Annotated in this window: 19 protein-coding genes; 6 read left to right on the top strand and 13 right to left on the bottom strand. The window is 59.3% G+C overall.

Going from position 1 to position 23335, the window contains the following annotated elements; genetic code table 11:
• The first annotated feature begins 213 nt into the window (after positions 1-213).
• Genes ACM110_RS22010 through ACM110_RS22020 form a run of 3 tightly spaced genes read left to right on the top strand, consistent with a single transcriptional unit; the run spans position 214 to position 2413 of the window.
• Entirely contained in the window at positions 214-987 is a 774-nt protein-coding gene (locus tag ACM110_RS22010; protein WP_416129426.1) for a hypothetical protein, read from the top strand.
• A gap of 60 nt (positions 988-1047) precedes the next feature.
• Complete coding sequence (locus tag ACM110_RS22015; protein ID WP_416129427.1) at positions 1048-1779, top strand: hypothetical protein; 732 nt, start codon at positions 1048-1050, stop codon at positions 1777-1779.
• Positions 1772-2413 carry a hypothetical protein gene (locus ACM110_RS22020; protein ID WP_416129428.1) on the top strand — a complete coding sequence of 214 codons (642 nt, stop codon included), beginning with the start codon at positions 1772-1774 and terminating at the stop codon, positions 2411-2413. The genes ACM110_RS22015 and ACM110_RS22020 overlap by 8 nt, the downstream gene beginning before the upstream one ends.
• 25 nt (positions 2414-2438) lie before the next feature.
• Here the strand turns inward: ACM110_RS22020 and ACM110_RS22025 are convergent, their stop codons facing one another.
• From ACM110_RS22025 to gcbA, 13 genes are all read right to left on the bottom strand, one after another.
• Positions 2439-5213: a response regulator gene (locus ACM110_RS22025; RefSeq protein ID WP_416129429.1), complete on the bottom strand. Its 2775-nt coding sequence runs from the start codon at positions 5211-5213 to the stop codon at positions 2439-2441.
• A gap of 98 nt (positions 5214-5311) precedes the next feature.
• Positions 5312-6607: a phosphoribosylamine--glycine ligase gene (purD, locus tag ACM110_RS22030; RefSeq protein WP_416129430.1), complete on the bottom strand. Its 1296-nt coding sequence runs from the start codon at positions 6605-6607 to the stop codon at positions 5312-5314.
• Positions 6608-6770: 163 nt separating this feature from the next.
• The gene (gene purH / locus ACM110_RS22035) at positions 6771-8378 is read right to left on the bottom strand and encodes a bifunctional phosphoribosylaminoimidazolecarboxamide formyltransferase/IMP cyclohydrolase (RefSeq protein ID WP_416129431.1); all 1608 of its coding nucleotides are present in this window, start codon (positions 8376-8378) and stop codon (positions 6771-6773) included.
• A gap of 82 nt (positions 8379-8460) precedes the next feature.
• Complete coding sequence (gene fis, locus ACM110_RS22040) at positions 8461-8781, bottom strand: DNA-binding transcriptional regulator Fis (protein ID WP_015093301.1); 321 nt, start codon at positions 8779-8781, stop codon at positions 8461-8463.
• Positions 8778-9788: a tRNA dihydrouridine synthase DusB gene (gene dusB, locus ACM110_RS22045; RefSeq protein ID WP_338584506.1), complete on the bottom strand. Its 1011-nt coding sequence runs from the start codon at positions 9786-9788 to the stop codon at positions 8778-8780. Before dusB ends, fis begins: the two co-directional genes overlap by 4 nt.
• 185 nt (positions 9789-9973) lie before the next feature.
• Positions 9974-11236 (bottom strand): DUF3426 domain-containing protein, encoded by a 1263-nt coding sequence (locus ACM110_RS22050; protein WP_416129432.1) that lies wholly within the window; start codon positions 11234-11236, stop codon positions 9974-9976.
• 30 nt (positions 11237-11266) lie between these two features.
• A complete protein-coding gene (prmA, locus tag ACM110_RS22055) occupies positions 11267-12145 on the bottom strand; it encodes a 50S ribosomal protein L11 methyltransferase (protein WP_416129433.1) in 879 nt (292 codons plus the stop codon).
• A gap of 235 nt (positions 12146-12380) precedes the next feature.
• A complete protein-coding gene (gene accC / locus ACM110_RS22060) occupies positions 12381-13739 on the bottom strand; it encodes an acetyl-CoA carboxylase biotin carboxylase subunit (RefSeq protein WP_338584509.1) in 1359 nt (452 codons plus the stop codon).
• Between the two features lie 17 nt (positions 13740-13756).
• Entirely contained in the window at positions 13757-14218 is a 462-nt protein-coding gene (gene accB / locus ACM110_RS22065; RefSeq protein WP_416129434.1) for an acetyl-CoA carboxylase biotin carboxyl carrier protein, read from the bottom strand.
• 48 nt (positions 14219-14266) lie between these two features.
• Positions 14267-14719 carry a type II 3-dehydroquinate dehydratase gene (gene aroQ / locus ACM110_RS22070; protein ID WP_338584511.1) on the bottom strand — a complete coding sequence of 151 codons (453 nt, stop codon included), beginning with the start codon at positions 14717-14719 and terminating at the stop codon, positions 14267-14269.
• Between the two features lie 132 nt (positions 14720-14851).
• On the bottom strand, positions 14852-16597 hold the full coding sequence (locus tag ACM110_RS22075; RefSeq protein WP_416129435.1) for a protein-disulfide reductase DsbD: 1746 nt from the start codon (positions 16595-16597) through the stop codon (positions 14852-14854).
• Between the two features lie 160 nt (positions 16598-16757).
• Positions 16758-18704 (bottom strand): methyl-accepting chemotaxis protein, encoded by a 1947-nt coding sequence (locus ACM110_RS22080; RefSeq protein ID WP_416129436.1) that lies wholly within the window; start codon positions 18702-18704, stop codon positions 16758-16760.
• 52 nt (positions 18705-18756) lie between these two features.
• A complete protein-coding gene (gene gcbA, locus ACM110_RS22085) occupies positions 18757-20427 on the bottom strand; it encodes a diguanylate cyclase GcbA (protein ID WP_416129437.1) in 1671 nt (556 codons plus the stop codon).
• 424 nt (positions 20428-20851) lie between these two features.
• On the opposite strand from gcbA, the gene ACM110_RS22090 reads away from it, so the two are divergent.
• The 3 genes from ACM110_RS22090 (at position 20852) to ACM110_RS22100 (ending at position 23136) form a co-directional block, all read left to right on the top strand.
• Positions 20852-21919, top strand: coding sequence for a DUF2333 family protein (locus ACM110_RS22090; protein ID WP_416129438.1), 1068 nt, complete (start codon positions 20852-20854; stop codon positions 21917-21919).
• 3 nt (positions 21920-21922) lie between these two features.
• Complete coding sequence (locus ACM110_RS22095; protein WP_416129439.1) at positions 21923-22480, top strand: NUDIX hydrolase; 558 nt, start codon at positions 21923-21925, stop codon at positions 22478-22480.
• Positions 22481-22764: 284 nt separating this feature from the next.
• Positions 22765-23136 carry a translation initiation factor Sui1 gene (locus ACM110_RS22100; protein ID WP_063341676.1) on the top strand — a complete coding sequence of 124 codons (372 nt, stop codon included), beginning with the start codon at positions 22765-22767 and terminating at the stop codon, positions 23134-23136.
• The last annotated feature ends 199 nt before the right edge of the window (positions 23137-23335 follow it).

The raw sequence follows: 23335 nt of genomic DNA on the forward strand, positions 1-23335 counted from the left end.
GTCTATCAGCCACTCAATAGTTTGTGTGGATGCATGATTAAAAACTCTTTGCTTATGTGTTCGGTTTGATTCTTGACGAGATTTAATGTTGTGGGGTGCGGTTTTCGATGGGTATGCAAAGTTACAAGTTTCTGTTTGTTGGTTGTTCGTTGTTTGGTTAAGGTTGTTTTGTCAGGTTCATGGAGAGCCTGTTTTAACTAATGGAAAAATATCATGATTGATAGAGAGATGGACGGGTTTGATATTGCTGCAAACATGCAGCGGCTGCGTACGTATCAATTGGATAATGTTCTGGTGAGCGCAGCCGACGGTTCTATTGAAGCCCCCACTAAAGGTGCTATTGTCGGGGAAGGTATTCTGGCTTTTACAGCAAATTTGAGTGCGCAGAATCAGGAAGATGTCCTGCATGCGTTTTTGTTTGCGAGCCTTGTGGCAAATAAAAAGTATCCTCTCGAATCCCAGGGTAAAGAATGGTATGCCCTATTCGTTGAAGTTATGTATAGCGCTGGCTGGCTCCCTACCCAAAAATACTATAACGATATGAACATTGGAGGGACCAGCGTTCGCATGGACCAGCTGGTGCTGGAGATTCTAGGCTCGGTCATAGCGGGAGTGGCACTTCCCGGGCCAGCTAGCGCGTTGATGCTGAAAGTGGCGGGTGACGCCATCAACGCTTTGAAAAAACGCGAAACGGCGCTGACGCTGTATGAGCGAAATTTGCTGGAACATGGTGTGGGCGGGATAGCAGCGGGGACTTGTACTGAAGTAAATGGTGAAGTCACCTTGGCGCTGGGGATGGTTCGGTTTATTCGAGAAAACTATTCCACCAAAGTGTTGTTTGTAGATTGGGATACCCGCAGTGCGAAACTCTATCGTGGTGAGTCCGTATTTCGGAAAGTCCCTTCGCTTGTAGAAAGTAATCGAGAGTATATTCGAGCCCGGCTTGGCGACAATGCAAGGCAGAAGATAGAAAGTTACGATATTTGATTGTTTGTTTTTATTGGGTAGTCGAGCCTCGGCTACCCTTTTTGTCATTGAGGAAGCAATATGAGCAAGGAATGTTCGGTATTTGTTAATGGGGCTGCGATTGTTCTTGTGTCGACTGGTTATGGGGGGGCAAAAGAGAAAGATCTGATGAATTCGATTTTGTTTGCACAGTTGGTCGCGAATAAGCGGGTCATTAAGAACTCCGCAACAAACTGGTCGACAGAGTATTTGGGCGTACTCGGTGATTTCTGGGTACGTAACTTTAAAGTGAGACACGACATTTCACTTGAAAAAAATCAGCTCGCAGCGCCAGTCGAATGGGCTGCCATGGCGATGGCCAATAGTGACGAAGGAGAAGTTCGAGCCCTGGCCGAGTCGTTGGAGTGGATTGCAAGGTTACCCTGCTCTTCGCCCGAACTGAACATGCTGCGCAGCAAAGCACAGCCGGCGTCAGTTGGCGATGAAATGCTTGATCCTGCCTCGCTGAAGGCTGTGCGGCTACTTGTAATTCTTGCGCAGAACCCGCCTTCGATGACTTGCCTTTGTCTGGAGTTCAAGACACGGAAAGCGCTGGAGGGAAACCCATGGACGCAACACTTTCGGGCCGAGGATGTGGATGGTCCTGTGTCGGCGCGTTACTTTCGTGCGACGCTTTCCGAAACCTTATATGAGTTGTATCGAAATGCGATTGCCCTGAAAGTCAGGGACAGGTTGAGTGATAACGTGGTGAGCCTCGCCAAGGCCGTCGATATTTCTACCGTTTTGGCTCATGGGGAGCTGGACCATGAATGACGTCATACCGAAAGGTGCGGCAGTGGTGGGCGGCAGTGTCATTGCATTTGCGGGCGATCTGCCTGACTCACACAGAGAAGACATTTATCTGAGCACGATGTACGCACAACGAGCCACCCGCGCAGCTTTCAACGATGGCTTATCGGGTGACTGGTTTGCCTACTATCGCAACTTGCTCAAGTACGTCGGGTGGGATGTGCCGGCGCCAGAGAGGTTATCACTCAGGCCGGGCGACTCTATGGGTGAGCAGGCGTCGCAAGGTATTTCATCGCGTCTCGGCGAGCGGTTTTCCAGCCCCGTGACTCGTGCGTTGGCAGCATTGGAGCGCGATTCGTTGGCGCTCGATCTATTCGAATCGACGAGTCTTTCGCAGAATGCAGGTTGCTTTCAGATAATTCCCTGTGCATTGAAAGACCCGAACCGGGTCGAGATGGGAATCTATCATCGGCAGTTCCAGATTCGCAGAAGCATATCCCGATTCCTGTTCATTGAGCATGAAGACCTTGTGCACAGCAGTACCGAACAAATGTCGGTGATTACATTTAATACGCTTTACTACGCCCAGTTTCGGGAGAAGGTGAAAAAAGCGGTCTTGTCGCAGTCGATGAAGTACCTTCGGGGGCTGGAAATCTGAGAGTGACGTTCTTGAATGCCGGAACTCAGGTTGTCGAGGCTGTCCGGTTCTGCAGATCACGCTGGGCAACCCAGTGCTCGATCAGCTCGCGCAACTGCGAGAGCTCGACCGGTTTGGCCATGTGCCCATCCATGCCGGCCTGACGTGCGCGCTCTTTATGTTCGGCGAGGATGTGTGCGGTCAACGCCACCACGGGAGTACGAGTCCGTTGGTTGCCGACTTCCCAGGCGCGCAATTGCTGGGTGGCCGAGAAGCCGTCGAGGATCGGCATTTCACAGTCCATCAGCACCAGGTCGTAGCGCTGGGCCTTCATTGCCTGCAAGGCTTCCTCGCCATTGCTGGCGGTATCCGGTTGCAGGTTTAGCTTGCCCAGCATGCCGCGGATAACCTTGGTCGAGATGCTGTTGTCTTCGGCCACCAGAATACGGAAATCGCTGGGCACCTTGACCGGCAGCGTCGGGCCGGACGTGGGTTGCTGCATGACGGCGAGACCCTTGTTGCGCTGGGTCAGTTCATCGGCCAGCGTGGTCTTGAGGGTGTAGCCGGCTACCGGTTTGGCGAGGATGCGTTTGATCCCCGAGTTACGCGCAATGATCTTGCTCGGCGCATTGCTGATGCCGGTGAGCATGATCAGCAGGATGTCGTGGTTCAGGCTCGGGTCTTCCTTGATCTTGGCCGCCAGTTGCATGCCGGTCATGCCGGGCATGTTCTGGTCCAGCAGGACAACATCGAAGTAGTCGCGCAAGTGCGCCTTGGTGCGCAGCAGCGCCAGGGCTTCCTTGCCGGACGCAACGGCACTGACGTTGAGGCCCCAGGCGCTGCACTGCTGCACCAGGACCTTGCGACAGGTGTCGTTGTCATCCACCACCAATACCCGCGCACCTTGCAGCGGGCCATCGAGGTCGGAGGTCGGGTGTTCGAGCCGATCCGGGTCCAGCGGCAAGGTCAGCCACAAGGTGCTGCCCTGGTTGCTGCCACTCTTGATGCCGAATTCGCCTTGCATCAAGCGAATCAGCTGACGGGCGATCACCAGCCCCAGATTTCCGCCCAGACGATTGGCCGACAGGAAGTGCTTGCTGTGCAGTTCGGCGTGCATCAGCGCATCGCGCTCTTCGGCGTCCATCGGTTCGCCGCTGTCCTGCACGGCGATGCGCAGGCGCGGTTTGGCGCTGCGCTCATCAAGGGCGACGACGATCAGGATTTCGCCTTCATCGGTTTTCTTAAGGGCGTTTTCCAGCAGGCTCAACAGGGTCTGGCGCAAGCGGGTCGGGTCACCGCTGATGACCCGTGGCACTTGCGGCTGGATGAAGCTGATCAGCTCGACATTCTGCTGTTCGGCCTTGGCGCGGAAGATACTCAGGCAGTCCTCGATCAGCGCATTGAGATCGAACTGCACGTCGTCGAGTTCGATTTGCCCGGATTCGAGTTTGGAGATGTCGAGAATTTCGTTGATCAGCGTCAGCAACTCGTTGCCGGCGCTATGGATAGTCTGCACATAGTCACGCTGCTTGACCGAGAGTGGCGTACCCAGCAACAGCTCGGTCATGCCCAGAACGCCATTCATCGGCGTGCGGATCTCATGGCTGATCTTCGCCAGGAACTCGGCCTTGGCGTTGATCTCGGCGTTGCTGGCCGCCAGGTCGCGGCTGATGCTGAAGCGATCTTCGGTGATGCGCCGCTGACGCTCGCTCAAGGCGATGCTCATCAGCAAGCCGCTGATGCAAATGAACGCGAGCAGGGTGGTGATCAGGCCATGGGGTTCGATCAGGGTCAGCCCCAGCAGGGCGGGCAGGATGATCAGCGTGCCGAGGTTGAACACCACCATCGCCGCCACGAACAGCCGCGCCGGGCGATAGCCCTTCTGCCAGTGACAGGCGCTGACGAACAGCATGGTCAGGCCCGCAAGGGCGACCAGGCCGTAGGTGATGATGTTCAGCGGCAATGTGTTGACGAACAGCAGCAACAGGCCGCAGATCGTGATGAACAGGATCTCGCCCAACATCAGCTTGTTCAGAGGGTGTGGGCCGAGTGGGGCGAAGAAACGATAGGCGAACATCAGGCCGGCGGGTGCAGTCAGTAACAAGGCGAGGTAGGCGCCGGGTGTCTGCAGGGCCTGCCAGTTCGGCAGCCAGGGCCCTGCCAGATTCAGCAACAGCACCACGCTGAGCATCAGCAAACCTTCGCAGATGGCGAGCCAGACACTGCTGCGTGACCGGGTATAGGCGTAACGAATGAGGTTGTGCAGGATCAGCATGCCGATGCAGCCCAGCAGCAGGCCGTAGATCAACGTCTGGTTCTGGCTGGCCGCGGCTACCACCGCCGATTGCAGGGTGATGAAAGGTCGCAACTGGTGTTCGGAGACCAGTCGCAGGTAAACGTCGAGAGGTTTGTCGACTTGCGGCAACGGCAGCATGAAGTCGCTGCTGGGCAGTGGCCGGTCAGCCTGGGGCTGTTTGTGGCCGGTGCTCGATTGCTCGATCAGCTTGTCGCCGTCCAGCACGTACATATTGAGTTGCAGCAGGTCGGGTGCGAATACTCTCAGCAATTGCTCATGCTTGCCCGGCGCAAGACGAAAGCGTAGCCAGAGCGCACCGTCGGGCTCGGCGGCCGTGATGCGTTCGAGATCGATAGGACTGAATTGGTTGGTATAGCGCGCGGAGCGGACGTCGCTCAGCTGCAGGTCACCCTGTTCGTCGAGCAATACCGCTAGGCCACTGCCTTGTCCGGCCTGAGCCGGGAGCATGCAGAGCAGGGTCAGCAGAGTGACGGTGAAACCTATGGCAATCCTGAGCCAGCGCACGGCGAAATCCCTTCGTAGGTTAATGCCAGAATATAACTATGCGCGGCGCCGGAATAGTCAGGCAAGGGCATGAAGCCCTTGCCCGGCTGAATGGAAGCTTATTCCTGATTTTCGCCACGCTCGCGGGCAATGGCGCGGTAGCCAATGTCCTTGCGATAGAAACAGCCTTCCCAATCAATACTGGCCGCCAGCTTGTAAGCCTGCTGCTGTGCAGCATCGACGCTGGCGCCCATGGCAGTGGCGCAAAGCACACGACCACCGGCCGTAACAACCTGACCGTCTTCAAGAGCAGTACCGGCGTGGAAAACTTTGCCTTCCAGTGCCGCCGCTGCATCCAGGCCGTTGATGGCCGCGCCTTTGGCGTAGTCACCAGGGTAGCCGCCCGCAGCCAGCACGATGCCGACGCTCGGACGTGGATCCCATTGTGCCTCGACCTTGTCCAGCGCCTGTGCCAGCGCCGCTTCTACCAGCAGCACCAGGCTCGACTGCAAACGCAGCATGACCGGTTGGGTTTCAGGGTCGCCGAAACGGCAGTTAAATTCGATAACTTTTGGGTTACCAGCCTTGTCGATCATCAGGCCCGCGTAAAGGAAGCCAGTGTAGACGTTCCCTTCCTCGGCCATGCCGCGAACCGTCGGCCAGATCACCAGGTCCATGACGCGCTTGTGCACTTCGCTGGTCACAACTGGAGCAGGGGAGTAAGCACCCATGCCGCCGGTGTTCGGACCGGTGTCGCCGTCGCCGACGCGTTTGTGGTCTTGGCTGGTGGCCATCGGCAACACGTTCTTGCCGTCGACCATGACAATGAAACTGGCTTCTTCGCCGTCCAGGAATTCTTCGATCACCACGCGCGAACCGGCATCGCCAAAGGCATTGCCCGCCAGCATGTCACGCACGGCGTCTTCGGCTTCGGCCAGGGTCATGGCAACGATCACGCCTTTACCGGCAGCCAGGCCATCGGCCTTGATCACGATCGGCGCACCTTTTTCACGCAGGTAAGCCAGGGCCGGCTCGATCTCGGTGAAGTTCTGGTAGTCGGCGGTCGGAATCTTGTGGCGAGCCAGGAAGTCCTTGGTGAAGGCTTTCGAACCTTCCAGCTGAGCGGCGCCAGCGGTCGGACCGAAGCAGTCCAGGCCACGGGAGCGGAACAGGTCAACGACGCCGGCAACCAGTGGCACTTCAGGGCCAACGATGGTCAGGGAAACGTTTTTCTCGGCAAAGTCCGCCAGTTGCTCAAGGGCCAATACGTCGATGGCGACGTTCTCGCACTTGGCTTCGATGGCGGTACCAGCGTTGCCTGGAGCGACGAATACCTTCTGTACACGCGGATCCTGAGCCACTTTCCAGGCCAGGGCGTGTTCACGGCCACCGCTGCCAATGATCAAAACATTCATTTCAAAAACCTCAAAAATCCGTGGGGCGCTTCAAAACCCCTGTAGGAGCTGTGTAGGAGCTGTCGAGTGAAACGAGGCTGCGATCTTTTGATTTTTTGAATCAAAGTCAAAAGATCGCAGCCTCCGGCAGCTCCTACGTAGCTCTTACAAGAGGAGCGTTGTATCAGTGACGGAAGTGGCGCATGCCGGTGAAGACCATGGCGATGCCGGCTTCATCGGCAGCAGCAATCACTTCCGCATCTCGCATCGAACCGCCTGGCTGGATCACCGCAGTGATACCGACCTTGGCCGCATTGTCCAGACCATCGCGGAACGGGAAGAAGGCGTCGGAAGCCATCACCGAACCGGCTACCTGCAGGCCAGCATGCTCTGCCTTGATCGCAGCAATACGCGCGGAGTTCACGCGGCTCATCTGACCCGCGCCGACACCGATGGTCTGGCGATTCTTGGCGTAGACGATGGCGTTGGACTTGACGTACTTGGCGACTTTCCAGGCGAAGATCAGGTCGTGGATTTCCTGTTCGGTCGGTGCGCGTTTGGTCACGACTTTCAGGTCATCGGCGCCGATCATGCCGATGTCGCGGCTCTGCACCAGCAGGCCACCGTTGACGCGCTTGTAGTCCCAGGCAGCGGCGCGGTCAGCCGACCACTCGCCGCAGGCCAGCAGGCGTACGTTGGCTTTGGCGGCGACGATGGCGCGGGCTTCTTCGCTGACGGATGGAGCGATGATCACTTCGACGAACTGACGCTCGACGATGGCCTTGGCAGTCTCGGCGTCCAGTTCGCGGTTGAAGGCTATGATGCCGCCGAAAGCGGATTCGGTGTCGGTGGCATAGGCCAGGTCGTAGGCCTTGCGGATACCGCCTTCAGCGTCCGGGCTGACGGCCACGCCGCACGGGTTGGCGTGCTTGACGATCACGCAGGCTGGCTTGACGAAGCTCTTCACGCATTCCAGCGCGGCGTCGGTGTCGGCCACGTTGTTGTACGACAGTTCCTTGCCTTGCAGTTGGGTCGCGGTGGCGATGCCGACTTCGGCAGGCTTGGCTTCCACGTAGAACGCCGCGCTCTGGTGCGGGTTCTCGCCGTAGCGCATTTCCTGGGCCTTGATGAACTGGCTGTTGAAGGTGCGCGGGAATTCGCTGCGGCCGGAGGTCGAGAGTGTCTCGGCAGTCTGGTTCACGGTGCCCATGTAGTTGGCGATCATGCCGTCGTAGGCGGCGGTGTGTTCGAACGCCTTGAGCATCAGGTCGAAACGCTGGGCGTAGGTCAGGCCACCGGCCTTGAGGTTTTCCAGGACGCTGGCGTAATCGCCGGCGTTAACCACGATGGCCACGTCTTTGTGGTTCTTGGCCGCGGAACGGACCATGGTCGGGCCGCCGATGTCGATGTTCTCGATCGCGGTCGGCAGGTCGCAGCCTGGCTTGTTGATAGTGGCTTCGAACGGGTACAGGTTGACCGCTACCAGGTCGATCGGCTTGATGCCGTGCTCGTTCATGATGGCGTCGTCGGTACCGCGACGACCGAGGATCCCGCCGTGGATTTTCGGGTGCAAGGTTTTTACCCGGCCGTCCATCATTTCGGCAAAACCGGTGTAATCAGCGACTTCCACTGCGGCAACGCCGTTGTCCTGCAGCAGCTTGAACGTTCCGCCGGTGGAGAGGATCTCGACGCCCAAGGCTTCAAGCTCTTTGGCGAATTCGAGGATCCCGGTCTTGTCGGAAACGCTGATCAAGGCGCGGCGGATCGGCAGGCGGGTAGTCTGGTCGGTCATCTCAATTTCCATCAAAAGCAAAGGAAGTCAGCAAAAAAGGCGACCGGTTTTACGCGGGCGCCTTTCTGGTTTGATTGAATGCTTACAGCAAATCGTACTGCTTGAGTTTCTTGCGCAGCGTGCCCCGGTTGAGTCCGAGCATCTCGCTGGCCTTGGTCTGGTTGCCCTTGACGTAGTTCATCACGCATTCGAGCAGGGGAGCCTCGACTTCGGAGAGCACCAGGTTGTACACATCCGTGACGGCAGCGCCCTCAAGGTGGGCGAAATAATTGTGCAGCGCTTTCTCGACACTCCCGCGAAGGGTCTGACCTTCTTCGCTTGGGGTATTGAGGTGCTGTTTCAAATTCACGTTGTCGCTCACGGGTGTTGTTCCACTCACTAAAGTCTCGGTCATCATCGTCATGCGGCCACCCACTCTCCGTCCCCTGTCAGGCTCTTGTAACGCTCGGCGAAAAACTCCCGAACGTTGGCGCATTGTGTTTCCGTACCATCCAAACGATTGAAGTGGGCGCGAAACTCCCTGGCGCCCGGCAGGGTTGCGAGATACCAGCCCACATGCTTTCGAGCAATGCGTACGCCCATCACGTCTCCATAGAAGGCGTGCAGCGCAGCCAGATGCTCTAGCAGGATGCGTTCCACCTCGACCAGTTCCAGCGCCGGGAGCTTCTCGCCGGTACGCAGGAAATGGTCGATCTCGCGAAAAATCCATGGCCGCCCCTGGGCAGCCCGGCCAATCAACAGGCCATCGGCACCGGTCGCGTCAAGCACGTAGCGGGCCTTTTCCGGCGAATCGATATCGCCGTTGGCGAAAACCGGCATCGACACCGCCTGCTTGATCGCGGCAATGGTGTCGTACTCGGCTTCACCGGTGTACAGATCAGCACGGGTGCGGCCATGGACCGCCAACGCCGTAATGCCTGCCTGCTCGGCGATCTTCGCCACCGTCAGGCCATTCTTGTTGTCCCGGTCCCAACCGGTGCGGATCTTCAAGGTAACCGGCACATCAACCGCCGCCACGACGGCCTGCAGGATCTCGGTGACCAATGCTTCATCTTTCAACAGTGCGGAACCGGCGGCCTTGTTGCAGACCTTCTTCGCCGGACAGCCCATGTTGATATCAATAATCTGTGCGCCCAGTTCGACGTTGGCCCGGGCCGCATCCGCCAGCATCTGCGCGTCGCCACCGGCGATCTGTACCGAGCGTGGCTCGGGATCACCTTCGTGGATCATGCGCATCCGCGACTTGCGGGTGTTCCACAAACTCATGTCGCTGGTGACCATTTCCGAGACTACTAGTCCCGCACCCAATCGCTTGCACAACTGACGAAAGGGTTGGTCGGTGACGCCCGCCATCGGGGCGAGAATCAAGCCGTTGTGTAATGTATATGGACCGATGCGTACCGCCGACATAGGACTTCCCTGTTGTGGGGCCGGATCATTAGAGTTCGAAAAAGGGTTGGCATGATACCCGCTCTCGATGACTGGATAAAGGTCGAATTGAACAAAATCTGAACAGTTATTCTGTTATCGCCAGCGGTTTGGTCCGGGCGGGCGTAGTCAGAAAGCTGTCGTCAATCGGGGGGCAGTGAATCGTTTCACTCGGGCGAGTGGAAGCTCAGGCTGTAGTTCACTGCTTTGGCGCCGGGGTCGAGAATGTCCAGCGCGATGTGAATCGGCGTTTGCGGAGGCATTTCCACCATGCCTTCGAGGTCGCCGTTGAGGTACTCGCCGGGTTTGAAGCGACGACTGGCGATCAGGTGGCCGTTAAGGTCGGCAAAACGCAATTCCAGCAACGGGAAAGGCTGGGAGAAGGTCGCGCGGTTGTAGATGATCGCGTCGACCACCAGTGCGCCGCTGAACTCCGGGTGGCTGCGGACGACCAGATTGCTGCTTTTGATCTTCGCAATGTCGACCTTGGAAGGCACGGTGCAACCGATTTGCGGGCACAGTTGCTGAAACCACGGACGGTACTGGTCCTGGCGCGCCAGTTCGTCGAAGTGGTAGGCGACGTACTGGCCGACGAGTGCGCCGGCGCCGAGCAGGATCATCAATAACCAGAAGAAACGGCGACCCCACGGCGAGCGGCGTTTTTGCCAGTCCAGTTGCAGTGGGTCATCGGTCAGGTCTTGCAAGACTTCGGCACGAACCCCCGGTTCGCCGCGCTCACGGCGTTTTCGCAGCGGCTCGACCGAGGGCAGTTCGTCGTCGATTTCTTCAGTTGTCGTTGCCGACAGGCGTTCGTGATGAAGCGGTGCATCGAGCGGATCGTGCAGGCGAAGCTGCGGCGGCTGCAGTTCGTCGTCCAGCTCTACGGGCTCCAGTGACAGCGACGGTTCGGTGCGGGCGAGTATGCCCGTCTCCTTCAGCGGTTCCTCAGTGTCAGGCGTGTCGAGTGGTTCGAGGTCATCAAGATCGTCGACCGCTTGCGCGCGGTCGGCGGCCGATTCGCTGAACAGGCTGTCGGTGGTCCAGGGTTCCTCGTCATTTTCGACGCTGTCGCGGCGTGCGCTGAGGCTGTCTTCACGAGGCCGGCCGAATTCGGTGGTCGGCTGGATTTCCCGCTGTTCGAGGCGGGCGAGTTCTTCGTCGAGGTCGAGACTGTCCAGATCCAGTTCGGCGGCGGACCATTGCTTTTGGCTGATGGCCCGGGGTTCCGCGGCTGGCGGTGTTTCGACGACAGTCGGAGCGGCCGGCACGACCGGCTCTTTGCCGGCCTGCTCAAGCAATTGCTTGGCAGCGTTGAACACCTGCAGGCATGAGCCACAGCGAACGACACCACGTGCCACGCTCAACTGAGCATGGCTTACGCGGAAGCTGGTTTGGCAATGCGGGCACTGGGTGACGAAGCTGTCGGTCATGCGGCGATCCGGTTTATGCAGGCGTTCATTCTAGCGCCGACGGCCTGTGATGCGCACCCAGCCATCGCGATTGGCGATCGGGTCCAGATCGAAGTCCTTGGCGTAGGCGGCAGCGACGTCGTCGCCTTGCTCGGCAAGGATGCCCGACAGCGCCAGACGCCCGCCGGACTTGACCAGGCCGGACAGTTGCGGCGCCAGGGATACCAGCGGGCCGGCGAGAATGTTGGCGACCAGCACGTCGGCCTGAACCTGCGGCAGATCTTCCGGCAGGTACAGAGGGAAGAGTTCGTCAGCAATATGGTTGCGCCCGGCGTTGTCGCGGGAGGCTTCCAGCGCCTGTACGTCGATGTCGGTGCCGACGGCTTCCTTCGCGCCCAGCAGCAGGGCGGCAATCGCCAGAATTCCTGAGCCGCAGCCGAAGTCCAAAACGTTGCAGTCTTTCAGGTCCTGACCGTCGAGCCATTCCAGGCACAGCGCGGTGGTCGGGTGAGTGCCGGTGCCGAATGCCAGGCCCGGATCGAGCAGCAGGTTTACCGCATCAGGCTCCGGCGCCGCGTGCCAGCTCGGCACGATCCACAGGCGCTGGCCGAAACGCATCGGCTGGAAGCCGTCCATCCAGCTGCGTTCCCAGTCCTGGTCTTCGATCACTTCGCTGTGATGTTCGGGCAGCGGGCTGCCGGTCAGCAGTTCCAGATGGGCCAGCACCGGGCCGGGCTCGGTGCCACCTTCGAACAGAGCCAGCAGGTGCGTGTGCGACCACAGCGGCGTGGTATTGAGTTCCGGCTCGAAGATCGGCTGATCTTCGGCGTCCATGAAGGTCACCGATACGGCGCCCACTTCAAGGAAAGCGTCTTCGTAGGTTTCGGCTTGTTCTGGGCTGATGGCGAGACGGACTTGCAGCCAAGGCATGGCGGGCACCTTTGAAAAATATTGATTGCAGCCTAGCGGGCTGCGAGAAGCGCGCAAGTTTACGCGAGCGGGGCTCAGAAGACGACCATGGCCGAAGATCAAAAGATCGCAGCCTGCGGCAGCTCCTTGTATCTACAGGGGAACGCATTCCAATGTAGGAGCTGCCGCAGGCTGCGATCTTTTGATCTTAAACAACAAAGCCGCCCGAAGGCGGCTTTGTTGATCGGGTCGAAGTTTAGTGCTTCTCGGCAGCCAGCTTGTGCTCGAGGTAGTGAATGTTCACGCCCCCTTTGCAGAAGCCTTCGTCGCGGGTCAGGTCGCGGTGCAGCGGGATGTTGGTCTTGATCCCGTCAACCACGATCTCGTCCAGCGCATTGCGCATGCGCGCCATGGCTTCGTCGCGGGTTGCGCCGTAGGTGATCAGCTTGCCGATCAACGAATCGTAGTTCGGCGGAACGGCATAACCACTGTACAGATGCGAATCGACGCGAACGCCGTTGCCGCCTGGAGCGTGGAAGTGCTTGACCGTGCCTGGGCTCGGCATGAACGTTTTCGGGTCTTCGGCGTTGATCCGGCATTCCAGCGCGTGACCGCGGATGACCACGTCATCCTGGGTGAACGACAGCTTGTTGCCGGCGGCGATGCTGAGCATCTCCTTGACGATGTCGATACCGGTGACCATTTCCGAAACCGGGTGCTCTACCTGGACACGAGTGTTCATCTCGATGAAGTAGAAGCGACCGTTTTCGTACAGAAACTCGAAAGTACCTGCGCCACGGTAACCGATGTCGATGCACGCCTTGACGCAGCGAGCGAAAACTTCCTGGCGAGCTTTCTCGTCGATGCCCGGTGCCGGCGCTTCTTCGAGAACTTTCTGGTGACGGCGTTGCAGCGAGCAATCGCGGTCGCCCAGATGGATGGCATGGCCCTGACCGTCGGAAAGAACCTGGACTTCCACGTGACGTGGGTTGGTCAGGAATTTTTCCAGATAGACCATCGGGTTGCCGAACGCCGCGCCTGCTTCGGTGCGGGTCAGTTTGGCGAAGGAGATCAGGTCTTCTTCTTTATGCACAACGCGCATGCCGCGACCACCACCGCCGCCAGCGGCTTTGATGATCACCGGATAACCCACTTCGCGACCAATGCGCAGAGCGGTTTCTTCGTCTTCCGGCAGCGGGCCGTCAGAACCCGGAACAGTCGGTACGCCAGCGGCGATCATCGCGTGCTTGGCCGAAACCTTGTCGCCCATCAGGCGGATGGTTTCAGCTTTCGGACCGATGAAGGCGAAGCCGGAGTTCTCGACCTGCTCGGCGAAGTCGGCGTTTTCCGCAAGGAAACCGTAGCCCGGGTGAATGGCGGTGGCGCCAGTCACTTCGGCTGCGGCGATGATTGCCGGAATGTGCAGGTAGGAGTGGGCGGCCGATGCCGGGCCGATGCAGACGGACTCGTCTGCCAGACCCAGGTGCATCAGTTCCTTGTCAGCCTTGGAGTAAACGGCGACGGTCTTGATGCCCATCTCTTTGCAAGCGCGCAGGATCCGCAGGGCGATCTCACCGCGGTTGGCGATCAGAACTTTTTCCAACTTCGCAGTCATCAAAGGCTCTCCGCGGTTCAAACGATGGTGAACAGCGGTTGGTCGTACTCAACCGGCTGGCCGTCTTCAACGAGGATGGATTCGATCACACCGCTGGTTTCAGCTTCGATGTGGTTCATCATCTTCATGGCTTCAACGATGCACAGGGTGTCGCCTTTCTTCACGGTCTGGCCGACTTCAACGAAGGACGGCGAGGTTGGCGAAGACTTGCGATAGAACGTACCGACCATCGGCGAACGGGCAACGGTGCCGTTCAACACTGGCGCAGCAGGAGCGGCTGGTGCAGCGGCAGCCGGAGCGGCGGCAGCGACAGGCGCGGCAGCCGGAGCAGGCATTGGAGCCGGTGCGTAGTACTGCTGAGCCGGGGTCTTGCTATGACGGCTGATGCGTACGGACTCTTCGCCTTCCTTGATCTCGAGCTCGTCGATGCCGGACTCTTCCAGCAATTCGATCAGTTTCTTAACTTTACGGATATCCATGAATCATCAACTCCCAAGGGTCGGTCAGGGGCGTTTAACGCTTGTAGTTCAAGTCGTTGCCTGTGTTTCAAGCTGTTCTAGCGCGGCCTCCAGGGCCAGTCGGTAACCGCTGGCGCCAAGGCCGCAGATCACTCCCACCGCTACGTCGGAGAAGTAAGAGTGATGGCGGAAAGGTTCGCGTTTGTGCACGTTGGACAAATGCACTTCGATGAATGGGATGCTCACCGCCAGCAGCGCGTCACGTAATGCGACACTTGTATGTGTAAAAGCTGCTGGGTTGATCAAAATGAAGTCAACGCCTTCGCTGCGAGCGGCGTGGATTCGGTCAATCAATTCGTACTCGGCGTTGCTTTGCAGGTGCAGCAAATGGTGGCCGCCTTCACGGGCGCGGCGTTCCAGGTCCTGGTTGATCTGCGCCAGTGTCGTGGCGCCGTAGGTGCCCGGTTCGCGGGTGCCGAGCAAGTTCAGGTTGGGTCCGTGCAGGACGAGTAGCGTCGCCATCGGCTGTTCCTTTGTTATCCGTGTGCAATTGTCAGAACCCGGCGACTATGCCGCAAAGCCTTTGTGACTGTCCAGTTCTATGCAATAGCCAGCACGATGGCCGATGTTTGCGCGAAATATATGACCGAGTGATTAAATCCGGTCATTTGCTTTCGCAACACGTTCGGCGAAGTCCATCGCATTGATCTCGCCAATCACCCTCACATCGGCGCGTTCGACGCCGTCCTTGCCGAAAAACATCAGCGCTGGAGGGCCGAACAGTTTGTAGCGGTCAAGCAATGCGCGTTGTTCGGCGTTGCTCTCGGTGATGTCGAAGCGAACCAGACGGTAGCCCTTGAGGCGTTCGACAACGGTAGTGTCATTCAGCACTTCGTGCTCGATGACTTTGCAACTGATGCACCAGTCGGCGTACCAGTCCAGCAGCAGCGGGGTGCCGGACGAGCTGGCTTGGGCGAGCACACGGTCGAGATCTGCCGGGGTGCTGACGGTTTGCCAGGCGCTGGTCTCGGGTGCGGCTTCGGTACTGACGACTGTGCGCGACTGGCCGATCGGATTAAACGGATCGCTCTGCCCGCTGAACCCGCCATACCAACAGGCCAGCGCATAAAACAGCAGGAACATTCCGAACAGTTGGCCCAGGCGTTTTCTCGGCGGTTTGTAGACGAACTCCAGGGCACCCATGAACAAACCGACGCCAGCGGTCAGCAATCCGATCAACAGCAAGGTGACTTGGCCCGGCAACACCCGGCTGAGCAAGCCGATCGCCAGCCCCAGCAGCAGCACGCCAATCGCGTTTTTCACGTAGACCAGCCACGGTCCGCTTTTCGGCAGCCACGCCGCGCCACCGGTCGCGACCAACAACAACGGCGCGCCCATGCCGAGGCCGAGCATGAACAGTTTCAAACCGCCGCCCAAGGCATCGCCGCTGGCGCTGATGTACAGCAACGCGCCGGCCAATGGTGCTGAAACGCAGGGCGAAACCAACAGGCTGGAAACCACGCCCAGCACCGCCGCGCCCCATAGCGAGCCACCTTCGGTGCGACCGGCAATGCGGTCCAGTCGAGTGCTGATGGCTTGCGGCAACTTGAGTTCAAACACGCCGAACATCGCCAAAGCGAACACGGCAAAAAACATCGCGAACGGCACCAGTACCCAGGCCGATTGCAGCCGCGCCTGAAGATTCAGCTGCGCGCCGAACATCCCCATCAACGCGCCAAGCAAGGCGAAGCAGATTGCCATTGGCAGCACATAGGCGAGCGACAGGTTGAAACCGCGCCAGCCACCGACCTGACCGCGCAACACCACGCCGGAAAGGATCGGCAGCATCGGCAGCACGCACGGGGTAAAGGTCAGGCCGAGGCCGGCGAGGAAGAACAGTGCCAGTTCGCGCCAGCTCCAGTCATGAGTCGTTGCAGGACTGCCGCTGCCGTCGATGCTCAGGCGCTCGGTTTCCGGCGGATAACACAGACCTTTGTCGGCGCAGCCCTGATAAGTCACGGCCAGGGTGAAGGCGCGCTGATCGGTGCGCGGCAGTTCTACATCGAGAATGCCGTGGTAGACCTCGACATCGCCGAAGTACTCATCGTGCTTTTTTTGCCCGTCGGGCAATTGCGCCGCGCCAAGCACGACCTCGGCTGGTTCAGCGCGAAACTGAAAGCGATGTCGGTAGAGGTAATAGCCCTCGGTGGCGACGAAGCGCAGTTTGATCGATTGCGGGGTACTTTCTACCAGGTTCAATTGAAACGCTTCGCGCACCGGCAGGAAGTCGACGCTGTTGTTGATCGAACCCAGGGTCGAACTGGGGCGACTCTCCAGCAAACCGCTGGCGGAGGCCGGCAGGGCGAGGATCAGAAACAGCAGGCAAAGCAAACGGCGCATGACAATCTCGCGTATCAATGATGCCGGCATGATAGCTGAGAGCGCACGCTGTCGCCGCCCTCTGTAGGAGCTGCCGCAGGCTGCGATCTTTTGATCTTGATCTTAAAAAATCAAAGTCAAAAGATCGCCGCCTGCGGCAGCTCCTACAGGGGGCTATCTGTCAGACGCGGAAGGCTTGAACGGCGGTGTACAACTGCCCACCCAATACCAGCAGGTTTTCTCCCTGCTCACGCCCTTCACCAATGCGCAGCAGGTTATCCCCACCCAATTGATGAATCCGTTCACTGTGATCGCGAATCTCACTGACGGCGCCGCTCTGCTGGGCGGTGACATCGGCGATGCGGACGGCGGTGTCGGAAATGGTCTGGATCGCCCCGACGATTTTATCCAGCGCGCCGTCGGCCGCCTGGGCCTGGTTGGCCGTGGCTTCGGCATGTTCGACCTGGGCGCGCATGCCTTCGACCGATTGCCGTGCGGCGGTTTGCAGGCCGGCGATCAAGGTCTGGATTTCGGCCGTGGCGCCGGCGGTGCGTTGCGCCAGCGAGCGCACTTCTTCGGCCACCACGGCAAAACCGCGACCCATTTCCCCGGCACGCGCCGCTTCAATGGCGGCGTTCAGGGCCAGCAGGTTGGTCTGGTCGGCAATCGAGCGGATCACCGTCAGCACGCCGCCGATGGTCGCGGATTCTTCGGCCAGATGTTCGATCATCTGCGCGTTGCCCTGTACTTCTTCTACCAGCGCATGCAGGCCGGTCAGGCTCAGGCCGATGACTTTCTGCCCTTGCTCCACCGCCAGCCCCGCATGACGACTGGCGTCGGCGGCCTGGCTGGCATCGCCGGCGACTTGCTGGATGGTCGCTTCCAGTTCGCCGAGGGAATCGCGGATCAGCGCTGTGTCACCGGCCTGATGCTCGGCGCCGCTGTGCAGTTCATTGCTCAACTCGGCCAGGGTGCGGCTGCTGCCGGCGACTTGTTCGGCGTTGAGGCGAATGGTCCCCACCAGGGCCACCAGATAGGCGCGCAAGCGATTGAGCGACGCTTGGATGTCATGCAGTTCGCGGTTGGTCTTGCCCAGCTGGATATCCTGGCTGAAGTCACCTTCGGCCCAGGTCGAAAGGGCGGGGGCGAGGTTGGTCAGGGTGCGGGCGAGTTTGCGTTGCAAGGTATCGATCAGCAGCGCGATCAGCAGAATCAGGCCGATCATCAGCCCTTGCATCAGTCGCACCTCGCCCTGGATCTGCCCGTGCTGGGCGCGCACCACCGGCTCCAGGCCGGCGATGGCTTGCTGCACGTCGGCGATTTTCAGGTGGGTCGCGGTGCTGAGGTCGGCGCGTTTCTGGATCTGGTCACGGGTGCGCGCCAGTTCTGCCGGGTAACGGTTGAGCAAACTGTTGAGTTCGCGCTTGAAGCCGACGCCGGCATCTTCGGCGACGGCTTTTTCGGTGTTCTCCAGGCCCATCATCGCGGCGAAATCATCGGTGTTCGATTCGCTGCTGGCTGCCACGCCAAGCAGCGGCAAGGCATCGATTTGCTCGGCTTGGGTGCGGATGTTGCTGACTTCGCGCTCGACATCGGCGGCCAGCTCGCTGCGACCGCTGCTGACCAGTTTGTCCCGGGCCAGCGACAGTTTGCCGAGATGCTGGGATGCGGCGAGTAGCGGTGTCAGGTAGGCCGCGTTGCCTTTGGCGTACTGGCTGAGTTGGTCAAGGCTGGCGCCCAGTTCGCGCTCGGCTTGCAGCAACAGGGCCTGCGGGTCGCCCGCGAGTTTGCCGGCGGCGAGCAAGTCGGTTTTGCTGAATTCGTCGAGGTTCGACAGGCTTGGGCGCAAGGTTTCAGCCAGCGCCGGTGGCAGCTCCCCGAGTTCCTTTTGCAGGTGGTCGATGGCCTGGCTGGCGCTGCTCAAGCGCAGGGCATCGCCGCTGCCGAGGTAGTCCTCGACATTGCGCGCCACTTCATTCTGGAACTGCTGGGACAAACCCAGGTAACGCTCCATTAATAGATAGGGGCGTTCGAGGGCTTTTTGCGACCACCAAAGCGTGGCGCCAAGGGCGACGCACACGGCGACTAAAAGGACGGTGTTGAGATTGGTGAGCAGCTTCAGGCGCATCGCAGGACTACCAACGGCAGAATGGTAAGTGCCTGAAGTTATTGCGTTTCTGTTACAGGGTTATGACGGAAGGGGTCGATTGAGATGAAAAAGTGGCACTTTGCTTTGACGTCTGCGCGGCCTGCACGCGGTTGCGTCCGGCGCCTTTTGCCCGGTACAGCGCCTCGTCAGCCTGACTGGCCATCGACAGGCTGTCTGAGTTTTCGCACAACTCGACCACCCCGGCGCTGAAGGTGCACCACAGATCCTGCGGCTGGGCAGGGTAGTGGATTTCGGCAAAACGCTGACGGATTTCATCCAGTACGTTCCAGGCCGCTTCGAGGTCGGTGTCGGGCATGACGATGGCGAACTCTTCGCCGCCGTAGCGGCCAATGAAGTCGGTCTTGCGCAACCGCTGCTTGAGAAACAGCGCGAGGCTCTTGATCACCCGGTCGCCCATGGGGTGGCCGTGGCTGTCGTTGACCCGTTTGAAGTGGTCGATGTCGAGCATGGCAAAGCTCAGCGGCTTGTTCTCGCGGCGCGCGCGGAACGAGCAGTCTTCGAGCAATTGCAGAATGTGAGTGTGGTTGTACAGACCGGTGAGGCTGTCGCGGACCATCCGCGCCTTGAGGTTGCGTGCCCGCGCCGCGCGGTTGCGCACGGTGGTGATCAGGTGCCGCGGCTTGATCGGCTTGGTCAGGAAGTCATCGCCGCCCTCGCTCATGGCGTCGAGTTGTTTGTCCAGATCGTCCTCGGCCGACAGATAAATGATCGGCACGCTGACATAACGGTCGTTGTGGCGGATCACCTTGGCCAGTTCGGTACCGGTGCAGGCCGGCATGTACATGTCGAGGATGATCAGGTCCGGTTGGAAGTCCGCCAGTTCGGCCATGGCCTGGATCGGTTCGATCAGCGTGCGGGTGACGATCCCGGCACTGTTGAGCAGACGCTCGGTGTGCAGGGCTTGGGCACGGGAGTCGTCGATGATCAGCACTTTATAAGGTTCGTACTGGGCGACGCAGGTCAGGACCTCGATTTTTTCCAGCAGGCTCGACGCTTCCAGGGTGCCGGTGAGGAACTCCTGGCCACCGGCGCGCACGGCAGCGAGTCGGGTCGGGGTATCGGTTTCGTGCAGGCTGAAAAACAGCAGCGGTAAACGATGATCGAGACCTTCCTGGGCTTCGGCGGCCAGTTTCAGGCCAACGCCGGCGCCACTGAAGTCGACGTCCATGACAATCGCTGCGGGCAGACGCTCGACCATCGAGGAACGAAACGCCGCCACGCTGTCGAGGGACTGGGCGCTGAGCCCGAAGAATTCCAGTTGTTTGGCCAGGCGTTCAGCGCGGTCGTGGTCCTGCAACATCACGTAGATCGGCTTGCGCAGCGGCGGCAGGAACGTTTGGTCGAGCTGATCGCCATGCCGCAGACCGGTGCGCGAGAGGCGCTGCATCAAACGGTTGAGGTCGGTGATCAGACCGCTGCTCAGGCGCCCGCGATTGGCGTCAACAGCCTCCAGCGACTGGCCGATGTGGCGTGCCAGTTGCGTGTGTTCCGGCTGTTCGAAGCGCTCGGCGAAACGCAGCAGGCGCAGGTTGGCCTCGCTCAGTTCCGACAAATCGGTGGTGGACCACTCGCTGCGTTGCAGGCGCTGCCATATCTCAAGTATCTGACGTGCCTGATGAATTACCCGCTGGGCAAAGTGGTGCTTGAGGCGCTCGCGGCTGGGGTCTTCTGGCTCGGTCATATCCTGACTACTAGTTAGGGTGCACGCTGAGGTCGACTGGTGGCTCTATGCTAGCACCTCTTTTCAATAACATGAGAGCTGTACGTCAATAATCTGCAAAGCGGACGCATTCAGTTTCTGACTGATGAGTCGGTAATCGAATGTTGATTCTCGTGAAGTGCCTGTTAGCTGGGGCTTTCAAGGGTTCTGCTGCTGTTTATGCAACCATTTCCAAGGGTGAAAGTGAATCTCGTCTGTCAGGCTCTTTCGATTTTTGTCGGCTTAAATAGAAGCGCAATTTCGTGTGCAGGGGCCTAAGGGATTCCCTTAGGGGCTGTGGGCGGATAATTTTCCTCATTAGCCCGACGTCGGGTGCCGGGCCAAGGCACGTTGTTGTATGGTTGTGGTCGAACCGATGAACCCAAGTAATAGAAAGGAAATCGCCATGCTGGACTGGAAGAACCGCGCCGGTAGCGCGCCTGAACGTGCCGCTGAGCCGAAATCGGCCACCCGCAGTTATCTGGGCGGCCTGTTGTTCAGCCGCGCGCTGGTCACGTTGATCGGCCTCTACCTGTTGGTGGCGATTGCTCTCGGTTGGTACTGGAGCCAGGAGCCCGAGCTGTTCCCGGTGCAGCAGACGGCGCAAATGGCTGCCGAGAAAGAAGGCAAGCAAATGGTGGTCGGCTACACCACGGTGGAAACCCTCAAGACCGTTGCCGGCACGTTGCTGACCAAGCAGGGCGGTTACATTTCCAACGACCGTTTCCCGCCGGGCCTGTGGATGGACAACATGCCGAGCTGGGAATATGGCGTGTTGGTGCAGGTGCGTGATCTGAGCCGTGCACTGCGTAAAGACTTCGCCCGCTCGCAGTCGCAGTCCGCTGAAGACGCCGACCTGGCCAAGGCCGAGCCGCGTTTCAACTTCGACAACAAGAGTTGGGTGCTGCCGTCCAGTGAGTCCGAATACCAGGAAGGCATCAACTCCCTGAGCCGTTATCAGGCGCGCCTGTCTGACCCGAACCAGAAGAGCGCGCTGTTTTATGCCCGCGCCGACAACCTGAACAACTGGCTGGGTGACGTCGGCACGCGCCTGGGTTCGCTGTCGCAACGACTGTCCGCCAGCGTTGGCCGGGTCAAGCTCAACACGGCGCTGAAGACCGAGGTCGTGGTACCGGGTGTCGCGCCGCAGGTTGACGAAGAAATCGTCGAAACCCCGTGGCTGCAAATCGACAACGTGTTCTACGAGGCTCGTGGTCAGGCCTGGGCCTTGTCGCACTTGCTGCGCGCCATCGAAGTCGACTTTGCCGATGTACTGGCCAAGAAGAACGCCACGGTCAGCGTGCGTCAGATCATTCGTGAACTGGAAGCCTCGCAAGAGCCGGTCTGGAGCCCGATGATCCTCAACGGCAGCGGCTTCGGCGTGTTGGCCAACCACTCGCTGGTCATGGCCAACTATATTTCCCGGGCCAACGCGGCAGTGATCGATTTGCGTCAATTGCTCAATCAGGGCTGAGTCATGGTCGATAACGCCAGAGAGGCTGCGCACCGTGCGGCCTCTGATGCTGAACAGATCGCCTGGGTCGACGAGCAGGACAACCTGCTCGGCGCACTGGTTCGTTCCGAACTGCGTGAGCGCGGGCTGATCGGGCGCGGTACCTACATCATGCTATTCAACTCCGCTGGCGAACTGTGTGTGCATCGGCGGACGTTGAGCAAGGCGATTTATCCCGGTTATTGGGACGTGGCGGCGGGCGGCATGGTGCTTGCCTCGGAAACCTATGCCGAGTCGGCGGCCCGGGAGCTGGAAGAGGAATTGGGTGTGAGCGGGGTGGAATTGACCGCCCACGATCACTTTTTCTTCGAGGACACCGGCAATCGCCTGTGGTGTTCGGCGTTTTCGGCGGTGTGGGACGGCCCGTTGATCCTGCAACCGGAAGAGGTGCTGGAAGCGCGCTTTATCCCCATTGATCAGGTCATGCAGGAAATCGAGCAAAAGCCTTACTGCCCGGACTCTTTGGCTGCGTTGAAGCGCTATCTTCGTTCCCGTGGCGAAGACGTCGCAAAAGAGGCATAAATTGGCGCCGATTGGCTCTTAGCAATCGGCGTTTTTGCCGTTACACTGCGCGACCTTTTCAAGCTGAACCGGTATTGCTTCCTGTAGGAGCTGCCGCAGGCTGCGATCTTTTGACTTTGCTTTTGATTCAAAATCAAAAGATCGCAGCCTCGTTGCACTCGTCAGCTCCTACATAAAAGAGTTGTACCGTTTCAGTAGCGCTGCCCCTGCCTGAGTGGGGCTTCGCGGTCGATAGCCTTGCCCAAGTGCTGCGACCAGTCTTTGTCCTCCCAAGAGGATTGCCGGTGGCCAAAAAAGCCGCATCCTTCGCCGCCTTAGGTGGCCTGGTATTTTCCACCGACGCAGGTCGTCATTGCCCGGATTGCAGTAAACCGGTGGACGCCTGTATCTGCAAACAGACCGTTATCCCGGCCGGCGACGGCATCGCTCGCGTGCGTCGCGAAAGCAAGGGCCGTGGCGGCAAGACGGTGACCACCATCACCGGCGTGCCGTTGGCTGAAGACGCGCTCAAGGAACTGGCGACCACGTTGAAGAAACGCTGTGGCACCGGTGGGGCGTTGAAAGACGGGATCATTGAAATCCAGGGCGATCATGTCGAGCTACTCTTGGCTGAGCTGATCAAACACGGTTTCAAAGCGAAGAAGTCCGGCGGCTAGCAGCCTCTGTGAAACCCACCTGCGGCTTGATCCGGTTCTGATTGCGTTCAGGCCCGGCGTCGTCACCATGGTTTTCACAGAGCCTGTTCATGACCGGTTTCTAAACTCACTGCCGTCGGCGGGGTCTACCCCCTCGTTGACGAACCGTCATTTTCATTCTTTAGACTGCGCCGGCCTGAATCCAGGCGACGCACTATGA

It is taken from the genome of Pseudomonas sp. NFX98 (assembly GCF_047784845.1).
In the GTDB taxonomy this organism is placed as follows: Bacteria; Pseudomonadota; Gammaproteobacteria; order Pseudomonadales; family Pseudomonadaceae; genus Aquipseudomonas.